This window comes from Bradyrhizobium genosp. SA-4 str. CB756 (assembly GCF_000473125.1).
In the GTDB taxonomy this organism is placed as follows: Bacteria; Pseudomonadota; Alphaproteobacteria; order Rhizobiales; family Xanthobacteraceae; genus Bradyrhizobium; species Bradyrhizobium arachidis.
The window spans coordinates 6,433,379-6,450,917 of the sequence record NZ_KI421499.1; the positions used below are offsets into that span (position 1 = coordinate 6,433,379).

The 17,539-nt window shown below is 56.4% G+C and carries 17 protein-coding genes; 7 read left to right on the forward strand and 10 right to left on the reverse strand.

Features of this window, described 5'->3' with window-relative positions; genetic code table 11:
- The first annotated feature begins 1,105 nt into the window (after positions 1–1,105).
- Positions 1,106–1,753: a hypothetical protein gene (locus tag BRAGE_RS0130910; protein WP_027563425.1), complete on the forward strand. Its 648-nt coding sequence runs from the start codon at positions 1,106–1,108 to the stop codon at positions 1,751–1,753.
- Here BRAGE_RS0130910 and BRAGE_RS53520 read toward each other — a convergent pair.
- From BRAGE_RS53520 to BRAGE_RS55145, 3 genes are all read right to left on the reverse strand, one after another.
- Positions 1,727–1,915 (reverse strand): toll/interleukin-1 receptor domain-containing protein, encoded by a 189-nt coding sequence (locus tag BRAGE_RS53520; RefSeq protein WP_084334835.1) that lies wholly within the window; start codon positions 1,913–1,915, stop codon positions 1,727–1,729. The genes BRAGE_RS0130910 and BRAGE_RS53520 overlap by 27 nt on opposite strands.
- 75 nt (positions 1,916–1,990) lie before the next feature.
- Positions 1,991–2,944, reverse strand: coding sequence for a caspase family protein (locus BRAGE_RS0130915; RefSeq protein ID WP_027563424.1), 954 nt, complete (start codon positions 2,942–2,944; stop codon positions 1,991–1,993).
- A 90-nt stretch (positions 2,945–3,034) separates the two neighbouring features.
- Positions 3,035–3,313: a hypothetical protein gene (locus BRAGE_RS55145; protein WP_199820254.1), complete on the reverse strand. Its 279-nt coding sequence runs from the start codon at positions 3,311–3,313 to the stop codon at positions 3,035–3,037.
- A 153-nt stretch (positions 3,314–3,466) separates the two neighbouring features.
- Here BRAGE_RS55145 and BRAGE_RS50280 point away from each other — a divergent pair, with 153 nt between their 5' ends.
- Positions 3,467–4,900 carry a hypothetical protein gene (locus tag BRAGE_RS50280; protein ID WP_051378202.1) on the forward strand — a complete coding sequence of 478 codons (1,434 nt, stop codon included), beginning with the start codon at positions 3,467–3,469 and terminating at the stop codon, positions 4,898–4,900.
- 599 nt (positions 4,901–5,499) lie between these two features.
- On the opposite strand, the gene BRAGE_RS0130930 is transcribed toward BRAGE_RS50280, so the two are convergent.
- Entirely contained in the window at positions 5,500–5,976 is a 477-nt protein-coding gene (locus tag BRAGE_RS0130930) for a hypothetical protein (protein ID WP_028146440.1), read from the reverse strand.
- Between the two features lie 195 nt (positions 5,977–6,171).
- On the opposite strand from BRAGE_RS0130930, the gene BRAGE_RS0130935 reads away from it, so the two are divergent.
- A complete protein-coding gene (locus BRAGE_RS0130935) occupies positions 6,172–6,561 on the forward strand; it encodes a TIR domain-containing protein (RefSeq protein WP_027563421.1) in 390 nt (129 codons plus the stop codon).
- A gap of 426 nt (positions 6,562–6,987) precedes the next feature.
- On the opposite strand, the gene BRAGE_RS0130940 is transcribed toward BRAGE_RS0130935, so the two are convergent.
- A complete protein-coding gene (locus BRAGE_RS0130940; RefSeq protein ID WP_035730265.1) occupies positions 6,988–7,518 on the reverse strand; it encodes a hypothetical protein in 531 nt (176 codons plus the stop codon).
- A 58-nt stretch (positions 7,519–7,576) separates the two neighbouring features.
- Here BRAGE_RS0130940 and BRAGE_RS0130945 point away from each other — a divergent pair, with 58 nt between their 5' ends.
- The 4 genes from BRAGE_RS0130945 to BRAGE_RS0130965 all read left to right on the forward strand — a co-directional run bounded on the left by BRAGE_RS0130945 (position 7,577) and on the right by BRAGE_RS0130965 (position 12,091).
- Positions 7,577–7,798: a hypothetical protein gene (locus BRAGE_RS0130945; protein WP_028146441.1), complete on the forward strand. Its 222-nt coding sequence runs from the start codon at positions 7,577–7,579 to the stop codon at positions 7,796–7,798.
- Positions 7,799–8,135: 337 nt separating this feature from the next.
- Complete coding sequence (locus BRAGE_RS0130950) at positions 8,136–10,244, forward strand: AAA family ATPase (protein ID WP_167336533.1); 2,109 nt, start codon at positions 8,136–8,138, stop codon at positions 10,242–10,244.
- 284 nt (positions 10,245–10,528) lie between these two features.
- Positions 10,529–10,765, forward strand: coding sequence for a hypothetical protein (locus BRAGE_RS0130960; RefSeq protein ID WP_141263286.1), 237 nt, complete (start codon positions 10,529–10,531; stop codon positions 10,763–10,765).
- Between the two features lie 774 nt (positions 10,766–11,539).
- Positions 11,540–12,091, forward strand: coding sequence for a hypothetical protein (locus BRAGE_RS0130965; RefSeq protein WP_231164227.1), 552 nt, complete (start codon positions 11,540–11,542; stop codon positions 12,089–12,091).
- Between the two features lie 4 nt (positions 12,092–12,095).
- On the opposite strand, the gene BRAGE_RS0130970 is transcribed toward BRAGE_RS0130965, so the two are convergent.
- From BRAGE_RS0130970 to BRAGE_RS0130990, 5 genes are read right to left on the reverse strand one after another with little or no spacing between them, the layout of a single operon-like run.
- Positions 12,096–13,871 (reverse strand): phosphoenolpyruvate hydrolase family protein, encoded by a 1,776-nt coding sequence (locus BRAGE_RS0130970; RefSeq protein ID WP_084334831.1) that lies wholly within the window; start codon positions 13,869–13,871, stop codon positions 12,096–12,098.
- Positions 13,872–13,907: 36 nt separating this feature from the next.
- Complete coding sequence (locus tag BRAGE_RS0130975) at positions 13,908–15,020, reverse strand: ABC transporter ATP-binding protein (protein ID WP_027563414.1); 1,113 nt, start codon at positions 15,018–15,020, stop codon at positions 13,908–13,910.
- Positions 15,020–15,847 carry an HAD-IIA family hydrolase gene (locus BRAGE_RS0130980; protein WP_027563413.1) on the reverse strand — a complete coding sequence of 276 codons (828 nt, stop codon included), beginning with the start codon at positions 15,845–15,847 and terminating at the stop codon, positions 15,020–15,022. Before BRAGE_RS0130980 ends, BRAGE_RS0130975 begins: the two co-directional genes overlap by 1 nt.
- Positions 15,840–16,610 (reverse strand): SDR family NAD(P)-dependent oxidoreductase, encoded by a 771-nt coding sequence (locus BRAGE_RS0130985; RefSeq protein ID WP_027563412.1) that lies wholly within the window; start codon positions 16,608–16,610, stop codon positions 15,840–15,842. Before BRAGE_RS0130985 ends, BRAGE_RS0130980 begins: the two co-directional genes overlap by 8 nt.
- Complete coding sequence (locus tag BRAGE_RS0130990; RefSeq protein ID WP_231164226.1) at positions 16,607–17,530, reverse strand: ribokinase; 924 nt, start codon at positions 17,528–17,530, stop codon at positions 16,607–16,609. Before BRAGE_RS0130990 ends, BRAGE_RS0130985 begins: the two co-directional genes overlap by 4 nt.
- Between the last annotated feature and the right edge of the window lie 9 nt (positions 17,531–17,539).

A 17,539-nucleotide genomic window follows, 5' to 3' on the forward strand; every position in this document is an offset into this window, starting at 1 on the left:
GCTCGCTTGCAGCCGAACGACCGCGGGCCCTGGAACGGGGCCCGCCACAAGAGCCATCCAGCAAACCCGCAGTCAGACTGACCTTTGTGAATGCCATCGGGTTTAGGGCAGCATTACTCCAACCGTTGAAATGCTCGCCGTGTACTCCGCGTCGGCTCTTGGTGCCTGCAAGGGCATCTAAGCCAGCTCAACGCGTGAGCACATCGACGACGCCGAGCTGGCGAACCGGCGTCGAAGACGTGCGCTCCTGTGCACCGAGAGTCGCCGATTCGAATTTCTTATGGCCCTGTCAACAAATTTGTGCTTAGAAAGGACCAACAAAACGTCCCACCATGTAACTATCTGATTCCTATTGCCCTTTTCGAATTGTCGAGTCCGGTCAAGAGGTTAGCAGTGAGCACACCGCCGAAACCAGAGGTTGTCGCGCCAATCGGGGCTCCAATTGATTCGACGGATAGACTCCAGGCCGAAGTATTTACTGGCCACGATGACAGCGTCCCGGGGCTGCGGTGGCCTCTTTCGGATGATGCTCGTCAAACCCTTCGGGCCATCGACGACAACATTGGCGCTGCAGAGCAGATCAGCGGTCATCTAACGGTCGGTTGACCACGAGAGACGTCGGTCAAGCCGATCCATCTGAATGACCCAGCCAGCTGGTCCGCGCTGAATAATCTCCTGAGTGAGCGCCAATCCAGATCAGACATTACTAGAAATATCCTTCGGCATCTCGCTGAACTCCGAGCGAAGACAGTTCTCGTCGAAGAGGACTACATAGACCGCGATTTTTCAGAGGCGTACTCCGCCTACTATGCCAAGACATTCAGGCGGCATCGCAAGCTCTGCACTCGCTTGCTCTTCTTTTCCGAACAAATGGGCTTTCTTTCTGGACACAGACGATGTATCGACCACCATCGAGCATCTCGAAAACGTCGGAAAGAGATCGTTCCTGGGATGGGCGGTTTTAAGGCCCATCTCACAAGCCCCACTATCGCAAATAATTCTTAGAACGCCGACTGCCCCAACCGGGTACGAAGGATACCAACTTGTAAGGGCAACTTACTCCGCCCACTTGCTCGGTGTTGATTTCGCCGTTGACGCCATTCCGATGACCCAGCAGGACTCCCGGATCGGCGCCTGTGCGCAAGCCGTTATCTGGGTAATGGCACGGCATTTTAATGCGCGTCACCGAGGCCCTTGGCTTTCTATTGTTTCCATAACGACCGCAGCCATCGCCACGCCCGATCACGCGATTAATCGGGTTATACCGACTGGCTCTGAATATCTGAGCGGCAACAACATAATTGCGGCACTGCGTGCTGCGGGACGTGAGACGCTGCTCTATGCACGCTCCGGCTCAAAGCCCACCTGGGGACAACTTAGGCCAGCAGACATCATTAACAGATACGTGGACTCCGGCATTCCTGTGCTCGTCGGCTTGTCCTTCAAAGACAAGGATATTGGCCACGCCGTGGTCGCAACGGGTCAAGTGCTCCGCTCGTCGATTACGTCGACACTCCCCAACAGGCCAACTCGCGCCGAGTTCTGCGAAGCATTCTATGTCCAAGATGATTCGATCGGCCCGAATATCCGCGTCGGAGTTCACGCCGGGTCGGCAATCGCCGAAACGATCGAATACAACATCGCCGAGCACTGCCAGTACTTGATCGTCGCTTTGCCCGCTAAGGTCCATCTACCGGCGGAAAAGGCGGAGGCAATCGCTTGGGACTTACTGGTCCAATATCAGAATAGTTAAATCTGCACGTTCTTGAGCGCGCGCACGCTCTAGATCCCAATCCTGACCCGGGATGAGCGAGGCTTTATCAAACCAGACACGGACATCCAGCGGGGTGAGAAAATCATAAACTTCACGCGCGACGCTCAATCGCTCTGAAGGATAGCTAAGAAAAATCTCCATCGACGCCTCCGGATAAAGATCTCGAGAGTATCCCTACTAGAAAGGATTTCGAGGCGATGGAAAATACGCGACTTGCTATATGTTTTCAGCCTTGACCTGCTCCCAGTAAAACTTTCCGAGCGCGGTCAGGCTGCACGACTTTTTATTCATCGCAGCCCAGTACAGGTGATCCTCGCCGTTTGGGACCAGAAGGCGGGCTCCTCTGAATCGTTGCAGATCAGCAAAGATTGCCTCGTGTGCGGGACAGTTCGGCTCGGCCGTCGGCTCGTAGGACGGATCTAACTTATAGACGTAGTCAGAAGACGGGAAATACTCGGTGATGCAGCGCAGCTTTTCGTCGGAGATCGAGGCATGGGCACGCTTAATCGGAACGAGCTTGGAAATGTTGGTCTTGAATAATGGACGTTGCGTGACGGACATCACCTCATCCACATACGAATACAGGCCGGCCACGTTCACGTTTCCGCGGACGTCGGCCGCGCCACCGTCAAGCGCATCGCATATGAGTCGCGTGAAATCGCCACGGCCGTTCGTTTCCATCGCGCTTTGCTCGGTCCTGCACGCCGCGAGAATGGATACGCCCTCCTCAAGCGCAATCGAGGACAAAGACCCGTAAAATTGGCCAATTGAACCGGAATTGCAGCAATCGAGAACGATTATCCGCTCCGACGCCGGCGAGCTATTTGCTGCGGCGATCAACTGCGCCATTGGAACTCCTTCGTCCCCCTCCATCGCGTCCTGGGTCACCAGAAAGCCTCCGTCCGACGTCAGCTCGCCATGGCCAGAAAAGTAAAACAACACGATCCGAGCGTCCCTGCTAGAAAAAGCCTTTCGGAACGCGCGGACTATAGCTCCTTTGCTAACCAGTTGCTTGGATGAGAGCAGCAAGTCGACCTTGAAGTTCTTTAGGCCATCTGCGTGGGTCGCAAGGGCCTTTTTAATGGCCCTCGCATCAGCTTCACATCCCGTCAGCGGAGCGTCCGGATAGTTATTGATACCCACTACCGTTGCGTGGTTTTCGATACCCATCACAGCCTCTTAATGAACGTGTCAATTGCAGGCCAACTCCAGACTGAGCCGACCTTACCGCGGATTTCCTCCGGGACAACTGACAAGGGGCTAGATCCACTCGCGCGGATCAAGAGCACCGGCTTGTTCTCCTCGTGGGCGCACTTGAGCTGCCCAGCGGCCTTCGGCGTGTTCGGTGCCGGTCACCCCATCGCAACCCTTAATCCTGGTGCGACATTTAGACTTCCAATCCGAGCTCCACGGCTCCTTCGCAGACATGTCTGTCCATTCGAATGGCGTTTCGGGATGAAGGCGCTGTCCAACAAGCAACATGCGAAGATTTTCGTCTTCAATTGCGAAAGCCGTGAAAACTCTCTTGGTGATCGCCACGTTTGCTCCAATAGTACTTATCCGCCAGGCGGGCGTCTCTTTTTGCGGCATTTAAGTGTCTGTGCCTACTAGGAAAATTCCCGGGTTGATGCTGAGCGCTATTCGTTGCACGATAACTCGCGTTTCAGACTTAGATTTTTTGACCTGAGAGCCATGGCGACCTCGTTCGATGCCTTCATCTCGTATCGACGATCCGACGGCAATGCATTCGCTCGGCGATTGCGAAGACTTCTTCAGGATTATCGGCCACCGCCTTCCCTGCGCGGCCGCCAGCCACAGCCACTGAAACTCTACCTGGACACAATCTACGAACAGGCGACTAACGACTTCTTCGAAAAAGTCACGCTTCCCGCACTACTCGCATCCCGACACTTGATCGTCGTTGCGACACCGGATGCGGTCGACCGCGGTACGGAGCGTAACGACTGGATCCGACGCGAAATCGAAGCATTCGAGCGAGGGCCCCATGCAGGCAACATATTCGTGGTTCGCGCCCTAGACGCCCCTGGAAACGCCCTTCCCGGTGATCTCGAACGCAGATATCCAAATATTGAGATAATAGACCTAAGAGGACTTAGTCCTCTATCATTTCTCAACCCAAGCCGCGCGGCCAGGCTGGCCGACGAGACCGCAAAATTACTGGCGCCGCTTCTTGGCTTTGGTCTCGACGACATGCCGGCGCTGCGCCGCGAAGAGGAGCGGCGCCAGCAGGTTCGTCTGGGACTTGTAGCAGGAAGCACAACGTCGCTAATCGTGGCCGTCGCGACTTTAGCGATCTTCGCATTTGAGAGCAGAAATCGTGCGCTTGACGCCCTGTCACGCAGTATGTTCGCAACCGATAGGGTTATACAATCCGTCTCCGCTTCTCTCCCCGCGGGTGAAGCACGCAGTCAGCTCCTGGCATCGACTTGCGACTTGCTGGATTCTCTGCGCGACCACGCGACAGCAGACCCGAGGACGAATGCCATCGCCCTATGTGCGGTGCAGAGGGCAGAGAGCCGAGACGCCCTTGGTGAGAAAGCTCAGGCTTCTGAGCTGATTGACTTCGCGATCAAGTTCGCTCGAGACCAATTCGCAAAAACCGGCTCGCCTGACGACGCATCAGCGATTCTTGTGGCTCAGAAAGCCGCTCTTCAGCGCGTGATCGCCGACAATACATCGGAAGGAAAAGGTAATGCGTTGTCGGATTTCATCAAGAGCGCGAGGGATTTCTCAAAATCACTTGCTTCCGACAAAGACCTTCCGGCCCTCGCCGCGCAAATGTTACAAGCGGCAGCCTTGACACTGGCCGAGAAGCAAGAACTTCGGAAAGCGATGGATGCGGTCGATACAGCAATTGAACTTGGGCAAACCGCGCTCGATCGAGGAGCCGATCTCTCCGCACGACTTGATCATATTACGGCCATTTCTCTAAAGTCAGAGATCCACCTATTGCGGGGAGATTCTCAGGCGTCTCTTGAGGCGTCTTCAAGAGCGCGACAGCTATTCTCCACCATTCGCGACGAGGACGTCGACGCGCAGGGCCTGCGCGAACGCTTCCGGCAGGTCGCTGAAATCGTCAGACGACCTGCGGAGGAACGGCGGTAGTGAGAGGACCGTTTGTCCGAGCGTTCCTCACGGGCCTGGCGCTTTCGGCCGTAACGATCTGCGGGTTGGGTATTGGCGCTGCCTGGCTCTTGGTGCCGTTCCCGCCGGAGCGTTTCGCCACTGCGACGTTCTCCTTCAATCTAGCGCCAGGCTGGTCTTGTGTAAGGGAGGCCACCGAATATGTATGCCGTCTTAGCGAGCCGCCATCGGACTCGATTATTATTATGGCTATGAAATACCGGGCTTTCGATGACACATTGGCGAAGTACGAAGAGCATCTACGCACACCCAGACCGGCGATCGGTGGGGGCGGCCAGGCGGAGATCATCTCTATTCGGCGGGTGACTATCGCAGGACTGAGTGGGTTGAGGGAGTCATCCGCGGCGCCGAGGTACGCGATTATGACACTACATACTTGGCCGGCAATACTGCCGAAGTAGCCATTCTCGTCACTCTGAGCGTACACGCGAAATATCGCGATATCCGAGCTAGGGACCTACGGCAGATGGCAGAGAGCCTGGTAGTCTACCAGCGACGGCGGTGATCCACTGCGGGCCTCATGATTATCGGCGCCCAAGCAGACGTGCACGCACTTCTTGTCAGTTGGCCGGTTGATTTAGCTCGATAACTTTCAGCACCCGCTTCTCAATGCCCTCGCCGATCACGACCTGCCAACGAGCAAAACCGGCAGCCATGCCCTGCTCGCTAAGAGAGAGTCCCCTCTGGACCGCAATCAACGGATTTCTGCCGCCCCCTCTCTCGTCCATCGTTGAGATGAATAGACCATCGTCGCGGCGGACCATCATGCCAGGCACAGCCCATCTTCCCGCAGCATCGAAAATCAGGGTTTCGTCCACTTCGATACGAACGTCGGGAATGAGTAGACCCTTATAACTTGTATTTCCGAGACAACCAAAGGCTTGGAATTGGTACCTTTCGTCCAGAAAGATCGCAGTTGGCTCTTCCCCAGCAGTAGCGACGAGAAAGCAATAGTCGTATCGATCGACTGGAAGCACCAAGGTTAAGCTGGTTGCAGCGCCAATATAGCCAAGTCCGAGTTCGGGCGGTGACAACATCAATCAGCCTCCTCACGACTACCCATGGCGTACAACCCATCCCAATCACTTAGGCGCCTTCCGAATTTGGCCACCGAGCAGGTTCACAGCCGATGATCGCCGACCTTTCCTAGAGCGCTACTCGGAACATCCCTAGGTGCTGATCGCCGCCAAAGCAGATTTGAATCATCTGATTCGGGCTCATGGGAGATTGAAGTGGCAAAAACGAAAGTTTTCATCAGCTTCGACTACGATCACGACGAGGTCCTCAAACAGTTCTTGGTTGGCCAGGCCAAACTGGACGACAGCCCCTTTGAGCTTGCTGATTGGTCCATCAAGGAAGCGATCGACGAAGACTGGAAGAAGAAAGCAAAAACTCGGATCAAGGGGGTCGATACGGTCGCCGTGATCTGCGGCAAGCACACCGACACCGCAACTGGCGTATCGGCTGAGGTCAAGATCGCACAGGAAGAGAAGGTCCCTTATTTCTTGCTGCAGGGCTACAAAGAGGGCGGCTGCAAGAAGCCCACGGCGGCGACATCAAGTGACAAACTATACGAGTGGACCTGGAAGAACCTCAAGGTTCTGATCGGAGGCGGTCGATGAGCGTGCTCGGTTGAGGGCTCGTCGCTGGCACCGAGCCCCTACTCATCCTGAGAATATCTAGAAAGACAGAACTGAGGCTAAGGTCGCACCAATGCGCCGCAGTGAGCGCTCCTCGTTGTAAACTGGCAGCCCTCAAACACATCTGCCTACAGCGGACGTCGCTTGAACGTAGAGATGACACTGACGGAACGATCAGACAGAAGCGTGGCGGGTAAACTTTAGGAGACTTATGTCGATCAATCTGCGGTGGAATCTCGGAGCAATGTGAGACCGGATAGTCTGCCTCAACGAATCGGCTTCACCCTTTCAAAGCTCGTCAAGAAAAATCCCTGAGAGAACTTCAAAAATCCGCACTCCAACCACCTCTCCTCCATTGCCTTCTCGCATTGGACGCCTCGACTCAGGCTCCCGCTTCGGTCAGTTGCCCTAGTATAGTTGCGGGGGCCTTCCTCGATGGTCGTAAACGGCTCTTACTCTTCCAATCCATTGATTCATGGCATTACTCCAATCAAAGGGCTCAGTAACATTCTCCGGATCAAACTCTGGGAGGTACTGTCCGGTAACCCCCTGCTCAATGACTCCCTCGGCTAGGACACCTTTCTCTTTCATCAACAAAATCGGAATACCTAACTGGTAAGCCATGGCCGGTTCAATCTGCATGTAAGGACTAGTTAGCCAGACTTTCTGTTTGAGTTCCGTCGAAATCGACTGGATGTCTGCGCCATCGCGGATTGCGAAATGCTCTGAATAGGATCTCCTGAAAGCGACACCAAGCAGTCCGCAGCAACCGATCATCAGCCTGCGTATTCCGGCCAACGGGGCATCCATGTCATAGTTCGATCGCGTCATGGTTTGCGGACTCAATCCTTGCGCGACTAGGTGAGCCTTGATTGCTTCGATAAATTTGGCTTGGACGTTCTTGTGAGGTTTGGGATAGCTCAGGAAGATACCTATCATCCGCGCACCTATTGCGATCTAGCTTAGTTGGAAAAGAAGATAGCTCGGGGAGAAGACGATGCAAACTGAACCGCCTGGCGTCATGATGGCATTTAACCAACTGCCGATTGGCGACCTGTTCCTTGCGTTCGTTGATGTGACGAGAGTGTACGGCATGAGGGTCAAGAAGGGAAACGACCATGCAGTACTGCACCTTAACGGGGGCGAGCCCAAGGTCGTAAGCGAAGCGCATTTCACCAATAGAGATGCGCTCGCGCTACGGGATGCGCGAGCGTCCTGAGGATGAAGGCACGACAGCGATTCAACCTGTGACCCTGCCATGTCAATGCTCTCAGGTGCTCTTCTGCTGAGGCCGATCCAAAAATCCGCCAACATCTCCAATTGGTTATCACCATCCCAGCAATCTGCGACCGACGACACGAGCCGCGCAGTGGCCATTCAGTGGGACCAATTTGGGACCGCAGTGCAGGCAAGAGCCGTCTCTTTCCAGTGGACAACCCAGGGCAACGCCCCATCCAGTGATGCAAGGCCCATCTTACATTCGGGTATTTGTCATCGCAGGACTGGCCGGTCGAATGTCCGAACGTGCTGTTTGCATGCCATGGAGGGATTTTGGCGTGAAACTGAAAAAAGTATCCGTACAGAATTTTCGTGGGGTTCGGTCGGCGGTTTTGAACGACCTCGCGGAGATGGTTGTCCTCGCCGGGCAGAACGGGTCGGGAAAGTCGTGCATCTTAGATGCCATCAGACTTTTGAAATCAGTTTACGGGGGTTATCAGCCGAACGAATTCCATCAGTGGTTCGGGGAGTTCCAAATCAACTTTGCGAACGAACCCCAAGCGTTCGCCCGTATGTTCAATGACCCTAAAAAGCCCATGATTTTGCAGATGGAGGTAGAACTTCATGAGGAAGAACGGAGCTATCTCAAGAATCGAGCACGGGAGCTGATCACAAAGCAAGTATGGGGAACGCTTGTGCCAGAACTGGTTGGCTGGCGCAGCTTCGATGCTGCTCCGTTCACGGCCCAATTCAGGAGCCGCCAATCAGAGGTGGAAGAACTGACCAAGCAAGATCTGGAGATCTTTAGCGGAGAAATAGACGAGCCTACCGTATCGGCAAGCCTCACCATTAATCCGGGCGATCTTCCGCAGTTCACTCAATCGAAAACGCTCGAGTTGCTGTTCACCGATTTCGATCCAGAACACATTGGTGTTATCGACTATCACGGCGCTCACCGGATGTACAACCGCGAGCAAATCAACTCCATCAACGTGAATCTAGATGCGCTTGAACAGCAGCGCAAACAAAGCGCCCTTTACAATTACAATGCAAAGTATTCGAACGTAAAAAGCGAGATGGCCGCGTTATATGTGCGCGAGGCGTTGGCCGAAAAGGCCGGAAAAAAGCTGGGATCGCAAATCTCCCTCACCGATACCCTTAAGGAGCTTTTTTCAACGTTTTTTCCGGAAAAAGAATTTCTTGGGCCTCAACCATTATCGGACGGCAGTCTAAATTTTCCGGTGATGGTTGGCGGCCGCGAAACACATGATCTAGATGATCTTAGTTCTGGTGAAAAAGAAATTCTTTACGGCTATTTGCGACTGCGGAGGTCGGCACCGAAGAATTCTGTAATTTTGCTCGATGAACCCGAGCTGCATCTCAATCCACGACTCACGCGCAACCTGTCCGATTTCTATCATAGACATTTGGCGAAGGAGTTGGGCAATCAGGTTTGGTTGATCACTCATTCAGATGCCATCCTGAGAGAGAGTGTCGGGCGGCTAGGCGTCTCGGTATTTCACATGACGCCCAGTGCGCATCCCCCTGCCGATCGCGATCAGGCGCACCGCGTTGAGGCCGATCAAGACCTGGACCGCGCAATCATCGACTTAGTGGGAGATTTGGCCGCCTACAACCCCGGGGCCAAGGTTGTTATCTTTGAAGGGGAGGACTCTGACTTTGACTTGAGGATGACATCTGAGTTGTTTCCTGACCTTATTGCAGGCGTAAATGCCGTTTCAGGCACTAACAAGGCGCGAGTGCGAGGACTTCACGCACTCCTGCAGTCGCTTACCGAAGCAAATCGACTCCCCCCGATGCGAGTGTTTTCCATCACGGACAAAGATTCCGATACAAGCGCGGCCGCGAGCACCACGCAATTCGAATGGGATGTCTATCACATAGAAAACTATTTGCTTGTTTCGAAGTTCATTAGGAGCGCTTTGCAAGATCTTCTCGGCGGTCGGGACGTTCCGTCCGAAGACGAAATAGAGAATGAGCTGATCGACTGCGCGAAGGAAACACTATCAGCGCTGGTGGCGCACGACGCTAGCGATGTAGCAAACCGCGAGATAGTCGCGGCGATCCGCACCAACATCGATCCCAAGTCGGCCAACCCGGGCGAAGCGCTCTCAAGAGCCATTCTATATTCGCGGGCTCGGATCGATGATTTGATCAAGAACAGCCTTTCACCTTCGGCTCTTGAAACGATGACCAAGGCGCATCAAGAGCGCTTCCAACTCGATTTGCAAAACGGAAATTGGAAAACGTCATTCCGTGGACGCGACATCCTCAGGCTCTTCGTCGGCAGGCGCGGCGGTGGGGTGAAATACGAGACATTTCGCAATGTCATAATCGCTCGAATGCGTGACAAAGGGCATCAGCCTGCCGGGATGAAGAAAATTCTTGACCAAATTCTCGCGCCTCAACGTCTTGTAAGAGAGTAGCGCAACAGCCGTTGAGAGTACGGCTGCGTCTCACGACTGAACCGAAAGCAGAATTGCAGCAAAAATCTGAGATGGCAGCACGGCCTCTTGTTGTCTGACTTTCCCCCGTATCAGGGCATCATCGAGAGCATCAAGCGCTCTGGTATCCCGAGCGTCCGTGCTATCACCGACCAACTCAACAGGCAGGGAATCAGTGCGCCTCGTGGGGGCGAGTGGCACGCAACCGCCGTTGCGAGCTTGCTCAACAGGTTTCCTACTGCCGCTTAGATTGATTGAGGTTATTGGTGATGAAGCTCTCTAGCTGGATTAGCGTGGTCTTTGCAGGTGCCGCCGCGGGGTTCTGGGCTTGGTCTGCCTTCGTCAATGTTCCCGTGGTTAGAGCGACGTTTGATGGCATCGCAGATATAGAGCTGGTCGGAATAGCGCTCCGCAAAGTGTCGCGGTTGAACATGGTTGCAGCCGCTTGCGCCTTCCTCTCGGCACTGCTTCAAGCCGTTTCGATCTATCTCACGCCTTCATAGGTGACCAACGCGACCTTCGATACTTCAATGTTGCTCGTCCGTGAGCCAGCCAAGAGCGTGCCGGGGCCTGCCGCATCATCGAAAGGATCGCTCGCACTGGAGCGACCTGATAGGGCCCTCTGCTTTTCGATGAAGGCGCCGGATAAGGTACAGCAGTTCCGAAACGAGGTGATTGAGCGCCACCGTGTGGGATTGGGAGGCGCCTCATTTGAACCGACTGGGGCAATCGTAGCTGGCGGACTTTATATAAATTGAGGCTCCCGCCTGGTCGCGAGCCGTCCAATTCCGCGACATCAGCTCCCGATCGCGCGGCGAGGCCCGCCCCTAGTCAAAAAGATGCCGCTGCCGGAGTTTCCAGCAGCGGCGCCAGTCAGGGAGGAAGCAGACGAGCCGGTCTGCCAGCGGATCCATAGGGCGCAGATAGCTCGCCCATTTTTTTTACTCGAGACGCTTCATGGGCCCTCTTTCACCGCGAGCGGAGCTCGCTCAGCACCCTGCAGCAAATCGCATCCGGCACTCAGGACGGGCGCGGTGAGCCCAGTTAAGCAGCCAGGAGGAAACGGCGCCGACGACCATCCCTTTCCAGCCGAACCTGGCTCCTGCGCCAAGAAAGTAGGACGGTGCTCCGATAACGATCGACGTCGTGGTCTAGACCCGGATGAAGCGGCGTGTAAGATCGGCGGAAGCATCAATTGGGTAGGGTTGGGTAGAACCGTGAGAACCAATGTCTTAGGTCGCCTTGCCGCAAGTCTCTCCTCGTCTCGCGGTGATCAGATGACGATCTATGCGCCATCACTGCGGACCCTTCCACAGAACGCCATGCTGGTCATGGCCACGCTTCCCGTCATCGACTGGAACGACTGTCTCCTGCGGGACTTGCAAGCGGGGCCCAAGGTGCCCCCTTCCTGCTATGCGGCGATCGTCATGATCGACCCGTTTGCATGCTGGGAAGATCTCGGTGATTTGTTGGAAGATGCAAGGATGACCGGAGTGACGAACTTTCCACCTGCCTCCATGATTGAACGGACACCGGCAGGAGTGCCGCTCGATCGCGGTCAAGAGCTCGAGCTTCGCCGTATGGAGTGGTTTGCAAGCCGAGGGTTCAAAGTCCTGTTTGTCGCGGCGGACGAGGCAAAGATGACAGTAGCGGAGCAACGGCTAGGTTCACAGCTGGAAGGGTCCGTCTATCTGCGACCCGAGGCGCTTGCGCTGCCGATTGGATCGGACATCGCGCTCGTAGGCCTTGGCTCTCACGGATCGTCGTCGGTACCGAAGTTCTCACTTGAGCAGGCCTCCACGGCCAAGCAGCCGCTCCGACGGGCATGAGGCCTTATTCGAGGATCCGCAGTTTCTTGATTTTGTTGTAGAGGGTTTTGCGCGAAAGCCCGAGAGAGCGAGCAGTCTTGCCGCGGTGAAGCCGGTTTCTTTTCAGGCCCTCGATAATCCAGTCTCTCTCGGACAGCGAGGCGGCGGGCCGTGCGCCTGAAGTCGGCTCCAACAGCGGCTTTAGCATCTCACCGGTGATGTGAGTTGATGGCAGGGTCACGAGCTGGTTCACGACCTGCCGCAGCTCGCGCAAATTGCCTGGCCAGTCGTGCCCGGCTAGCGCAAGGAAAGCAGAGTTTTCGATTGTGAGCGTTTGGGCGCTGGAATCTCCTTTGGCTTCGACGGTGAAGTGTTGAACGAGTTGCGGCAAATCTTCAAGCCTGTCGGGTAGCGAAGGTAACTGGAGATCCAGCCCGGTAAAAAGGTCGAGAAGCCGCGCGCACAGAACCGTTTCAAGTCCAGCGCCTCGGGCCACTGTCGCGGTCGCAATGATCCGAGCGTGGGAACGCATGACAGTTACCCCGTTCAGAGGGGTAAACCCGCCTGTCTCCAGGTAATCGGCGAGGCGCTCCTGGCCTTCGCGCGAAAGCTGGTCAACATGCAGCAGCAAGACGGTGCCGTCGCTCGACGCCTCCAGCAGCGACAATTGGCGTTTGCCGCTCTCAAGGCGCTCGGCGCCGAAAAACGGGCCGAGTGTATCCATCGCCGGACCCGGCCGGCAATGAAACAGCGTCGCCTTGGCGTGCCTGCGGTCGCTGAACGCGTGAACCAGGCTTGCTATTCTACGCTTGCCGGAGCCGGCCTCTCCCCAGATGAGGACCGGGCTGGGAGTTGCCGCAACGCGTTTGATCATCTCGAGGACGCGCTTCATTGCCGAGGACTGCGCGATAACGCCGTGCCTGAAGCCACTCAACTGCAGCTTCCTTTCGAGCAGATCCACCTTCTCGCGCAACAGGTGGATGGTCTTGAAGCCCGACGTCACCTCGAGGACCGACATCTCCAGAGGCACGCGGTCCAGCGAAGAGCCTCCGATGAACCCTTGGATTCCGGTTTCGCGGCAGATGTCCAGGAGCTCGTCCGGCTTTGTGATCGGGCCGCCCCCAAGCAAGCAGATGGTGCTCTTGTTGACGGATTGAGCAACGCGCGCAACGGCATTCGTACGCGCTGCAAGTTCAGACAGGCTGATCGACGGATCAGACCCGCTTTCAACCGCGCGGTTTAGATTGAAGTTGATGCAAATGGCCTCGGCGCCGGCTTCGACCATCCGACGCGCTTCAGATTGAGTGCGAGTATAGGCAATCGTCATCAGGCCGCGTTTTGCAGCCTTAACAAGGAGCTCGATCTCCCGGGAATAGCCAAGGCCGGACTTCTCGAGCAACGACCTGCGGTCATCATCGATGTGTATGACCGAAGGGAAGTTGGTCACGCCAGCAAATCCCCATTTGATGATCCGGTCGAGCCATCGATCCAGATCAAGCTCGGGGTCGAATGTACAGGTGCCGAAGAAGACCGGCAGTTTCGTATTTGGCAGGATCTCGGTCCGTCCGAACCCCGCTACGAACTCGTTACTATTGCGGATTGGAAGAATCGAGGCGGGCGAGGCCCCGCCCATGGCGCGAAAACGGCCAGCATTGAGTGCGAGCACGAAATCGGCGCCCGCCCGCTCCGCGGCCCTGGCCGTCATGCCCGATCCGATCCCCGCACCAAGGACAAACGAACGGGAATTCCGGAAGAACTGCCTGATGCCGGCTCCCTTCACCTCAGTGGTCCGCGTGTCCATCCGGAGCCGGCATCATCGCACGGCTCGACGTCAAGACTAGCTCCAAGTCACAGGAGCTTGCAACCGCCGAACCGCCTTTCCATTGCTCATGAACAAGTGACAATCGGCTGGAGCGGCCGTGAGGGTAAGCTTTCCGGCGCCTTTGCGCGAGCCGGATTTTGGCGCCTTGGCGACGACCATTTCGTCTCCAACGTTGCCATAGATGTACGTGACGCTACCGAGATGCTCAACGAAATCGATCTCAAGTCCAATGGAGATCTCCTGCTGCTCGAGTGCCGGCGAGGAGAAGTCATCCGGGCGGATTCCGACAGTGACCGGCTTGCCAACTAGCATTTGGTCCGGCTGGACCGGAACGGAGATTGTAGAACCAGCCTCCAGTCGGACGTCCAGGCCTTGCTCGTGAGCTGCCTCGACCTTGCCGCCCAGGAAGTTCATCTTCGGCGAGCCGATGAATCCTGCCACAAAACGCGAGGCCGGATTGTGATATAGATCGTGGGGGCTGCCAACCTGTTCGATGTTGCCGTCCTTGAGGACGACGATCTTGTCGGCCATGGTCATCGCCTCGACCTGGTCATGCGTCACATAGATCATGGTGTTTCCGAGCTGCTTGTGGAGCTTGGCGATCTGAACCCGCATTTGCACGCGCAACTCGGTGTCGAGGTTGGACAGGGGCTCATCGAACAGGAACACTTTTGGTTCTCGCATGATGGCGCGCCCGATTGCGACGCGCTGGCGTTGCCCGCCTGAAAGCTGTCGAGGCTTGCGATCCAATAGATGGTCGATCTGCAATAGCGCCGCTATTTCGGCTATCTTGGCCGCGATCTCGGCTTTCGAGGCTTTGGCCATGCGCAGGGGAAAGGCCAGGTTCTCTCTCACCGTCATATGCGGATAGAGAGCATAACTCTGAAAGACCATGCCGAGGTTGCGATCGGCCGCATCGATGTCGTTGACGAGCTCATTGTCGATGAAGAGCCGCCCGCCGCTGATGGGCTCGAGCCCGCCAATCATGCGCAGAAGCGTGGATTTGCCTGACCCGGACGGACCAACGAAGACGACAAATTCGCCGTGCCCGATGGTCAAATCGATATTACGCAGGACCTCGATGGTCCCATAGGCCTTCTTGATGCTCTCCAGGCGAACGTTGGCCATTATGCCCTCCTCTGTCGCACCTCGGCCGCGCGAGCAGCACTTACCTCAATTTCGCGCAAGCTCGATACGATGAAGTCCGGGGCCATCAAGGAGGGATCCTGACGCATCGGCACGCCGGTTCTGACAAGCACCGTGGCAAGACCCGCCCTCTTCCCGGCTTGAATATCCGTAGATACTTGGTCGCCGATCATAATCGTCGAACCGCGGTTCGTACCAAGGCGTGAGAGCGCCGTCTCGATCATCGGCACTTGCGGCTTCCCAACGATTGAGGGCTGCACTTGCGTAGCCGCTGCCACAGCAGCAATGGTCGCACCAGCGCCAGGCTCGAACCCGCTGGCCGTCGGCAGCAGAAGATCGGGATTGGTTCCGATGAAGACGGCGCCATTCAGGATCGCTTCAACGGCAATTCGCATCTTCTCGTGCGTGATATCCCGGTCAAGTCCCATCACAACGGCTTCAGGCGTTCGGTCAGTGACCTCCAGTCCAACATCGCGCATGGCTGTGACAAGCGAGGGAGCGCCGATGACATAGATTCGCGTCAACTGCGGATAGTTCGTTCGAATGAGTTCCGCGGCGGTGATAGCACTTGTCACGACCTCTGACGCTGCGATCGGAAGACCAAATGCTCTCAGCTTGCGGACGACGTCCTCAGGGGTATGCGTGGAATTGTTCGTCACAAAACAGAACGGCACGCCGGCTTCCTGCCATCGCGTAAATGCTTCTATCGCATCCACGATTGCGGTGCTGCCACGATAGACGACGCCATCCAGGTCCGAGATGATCCCTTCTATTGGCGGCCAGTTCACGTTTGAGCCGGTGCTAACCATGCATCAGCATCCCGCCATTCACATGGACGACCTGCCCGGTCATGTAAGAGGCAGCGGGGCTGGCCAGGAACACCGCGAGCCCCGCGATATCCTCCGGCAATCCGACCCGGCCCAGCGGAATTCGGCCACTGTGGCGCGCTTCGGTCTCCTCCCGCGGACGCCCGTGCATGGGTGTATCGATGATCCCGGGTGCAATCGCGTTGACGTTGATCTTGAGCGGAGCGCATTCATAGGCGAGCAGCTTTGTCACGTCGTGCACAATGGCCTTTGACAAGCAATAATCAGCGCCGCCCGCCTGGTAGTTGAAAACCGCGCCTTGAGATGACAACGAGGACCCGACATTGACGATGCGGCCGCCCTTGCTCTTCATGAAGCGCTCGATCGCTTGCTTGGCACAGCGAAGCACCGCAACGGAGTTGATCTGTATGGTCTTTTCGATTCTATCGGCATTGCCGGTCAGAAGCGGCTGAGCCGATTTTATTCCGGCGTTGTTGATCAAGACGTCGAGCCTGCCGAAGCGCTGGGCGATCTCATCAAGCACCCTGCCGACATCATCTTCTCGAGACACGTCCATGCTCATGGGCAGGATGCCATTGCCGTGCGGCAAGCGCGTCAGAATGTTCCGGAGACTTTCCACATTTACGTCGGTTGCCAGGACGTTCGCACCGCCTTGACGGAAAGCATTGGCAATGGCTGAGCCAATGCCGCCGCCCGCACCGGTCACGAGCACGGTCCTGTCTGCAACTGAGAACTGTTCAGTCATTCCAACTCCAAGATCGTTTGAGAATTCAGAAATTCGTCGACGGCCCCACTGCTGGGCATTGAGCTCTGGGCCCCGCGTCGCGTCACGCATAAGGCGGCAACCGCGAGCGCCTTTTTGATCGCTTCTCGTATCGGCAACCGGTGGGCAAGAGAGGCTGCGAAGGCTCCATTAAAGGCATCGCCCGCCGCGGTTGTATCAACGACCTTCACAGGAAATGCCCTGAGCGCAAAAGACGCGCTGGCATCGGCGTAGTAGGCCCCCTGCCCACCAAGCGTGATCAGGGCAGCTCTTGGCCCGAGATCGAGAAGCTTTCCGGCCGCATGAGCTGCGCTGTCGAGGTCGTGTACCTCGACACCGGTGAGCTCGAAAGCTTCCGTCTGGTTTGGAGTGACGAAATCGACACTCCTCCATGCCGCCGCCGACAGGCCCGCCCTCACGGGCGCCGGATTGAAAATGAGATCGAATCCTTTGCTGCTCTTCATTGCAAACAGGTGATTGAGCGCGGGGACGGGCATGCCCATCTCGGCAACGACGATTGCGTCCCGCTCAATGAATTCGGCTGCCTTTTCGACCATGCTTGGTGTGACATTTGCATTGGCTCCCGGGTCTATGACAATGATGTTGGAGCCGTCGTCACCGACAAGGACGAGAGCAGAACCCGATATCTCCCCTGGGCACACCGCTATGGCATCGAGACGGACACCTGCCTCACGCAGCGCTTGCAGCAAGGATCGACCGGCGTCGTCATCGCCAAGCCGGGTGTAGAAGCTCGGCCGAAGGCCCAATCGAGCAGCGGCGACCGCCTGATTGGCGCCCTTGCCTCCCGCATTCCGTTTTAAGCTCCCCATCAGGCTTTCACCCGGCGTTGGAAGCCGCTCGACGTTGAAGCAGAGGTCGAGATTGGTCGTTCCGAAGAACATCAATGGTCT

Coding starts and splice junctions, on each gene's coding strand:
- BRAGE_RS0130910 (WP_027563425.1), top strand. CDS start 1,106: ATGACCCAGCAGGACTCCCGGATCGGCGCCTGTGCGCAAGCCGTTATC.
- BRAGE_RS53520 (WP_084334835.1), bottom strand. CDS start 1,915: ATGGAGATTTTTCTTAGCTATCCTTCAGAGCGATTGAGCGTCGCGCGT.
- BRAGE_RS0130915 (WP_027563424.1), bottom strand. CDS start 2,944: ATGGGTATCGAAAACCACGCAACGGTAGTGGGTATCAATAACTATCCG.
- BRAGE_RS50280 (WP_051378202.1), top strand. CDS start 3,467: ATGGCGACCTCGTTCGATGCCTTCATCTCGTATCGACGATCCGACGGC.
- BRAGE_RS0130930 (WP_028146440.1), bottom strand. CDS start 5,976: ATGTTGTCACCGCCCGAACTCGGACTTGGCTATATTGGCGCTGCAACC.
- BRAGE_RS0130940 (WP_035730265.1), bottom strand. CDS start 7,518: ATGATAGGTATCTTCCTGAGCTATCCCAAACCTCACAAGAACGTCCAA.
- BRAGE_RS0130945 (WP_028146441.1), top strand. CDS start 7,577: ATGCAAACTGAACCGCCTGGCGTCATGATGGCATTTAACCAACTGCCG.
- BRAGE_RS0130965 (WP_231164227.1), top strand. CDS start 11,540: ATGACGATCTATGCGCCATCACTGCGGACCCTTCCACAGAACGCCATG.
- BRAGE_RS0130970 (WP_084334831.1), bottom strand. CDS start 13,871: ATGGACACGCGGACCACTGAGGTGAAGGGAGCCGGCATCAGGCAGTTC.
- BRAGE_RS0130975 (WP_027563414.1), bottom strand. CDS start 15,020: ATGGCCAACGTTCGCCTGGAGAGCATCAAGAAGGCCTATGGGACCATC.
- BRAGE_RS0130980 (WP_027563413.1), bottom strand. CDS start 15,847: ATGGTTAGCACCGGCTCAAACGTGAACTGGCCGCCAATAGAAGGGATC.
- BRAGE_RS0130985 (WP_027563412.1), bottom strand. CDS start 16,610: ATGACTGAACAGTTCTCAGTTGCAGACAGGACCGTGCTCGTGACCGGT.
- BRAGE_RS0130990 (WP_231164226.1), bottom strand. CDS start 17,530: ATGTTCTTCGGAACGACCAATCTCGACCTCTGCTTCAACGTCGAGCGG.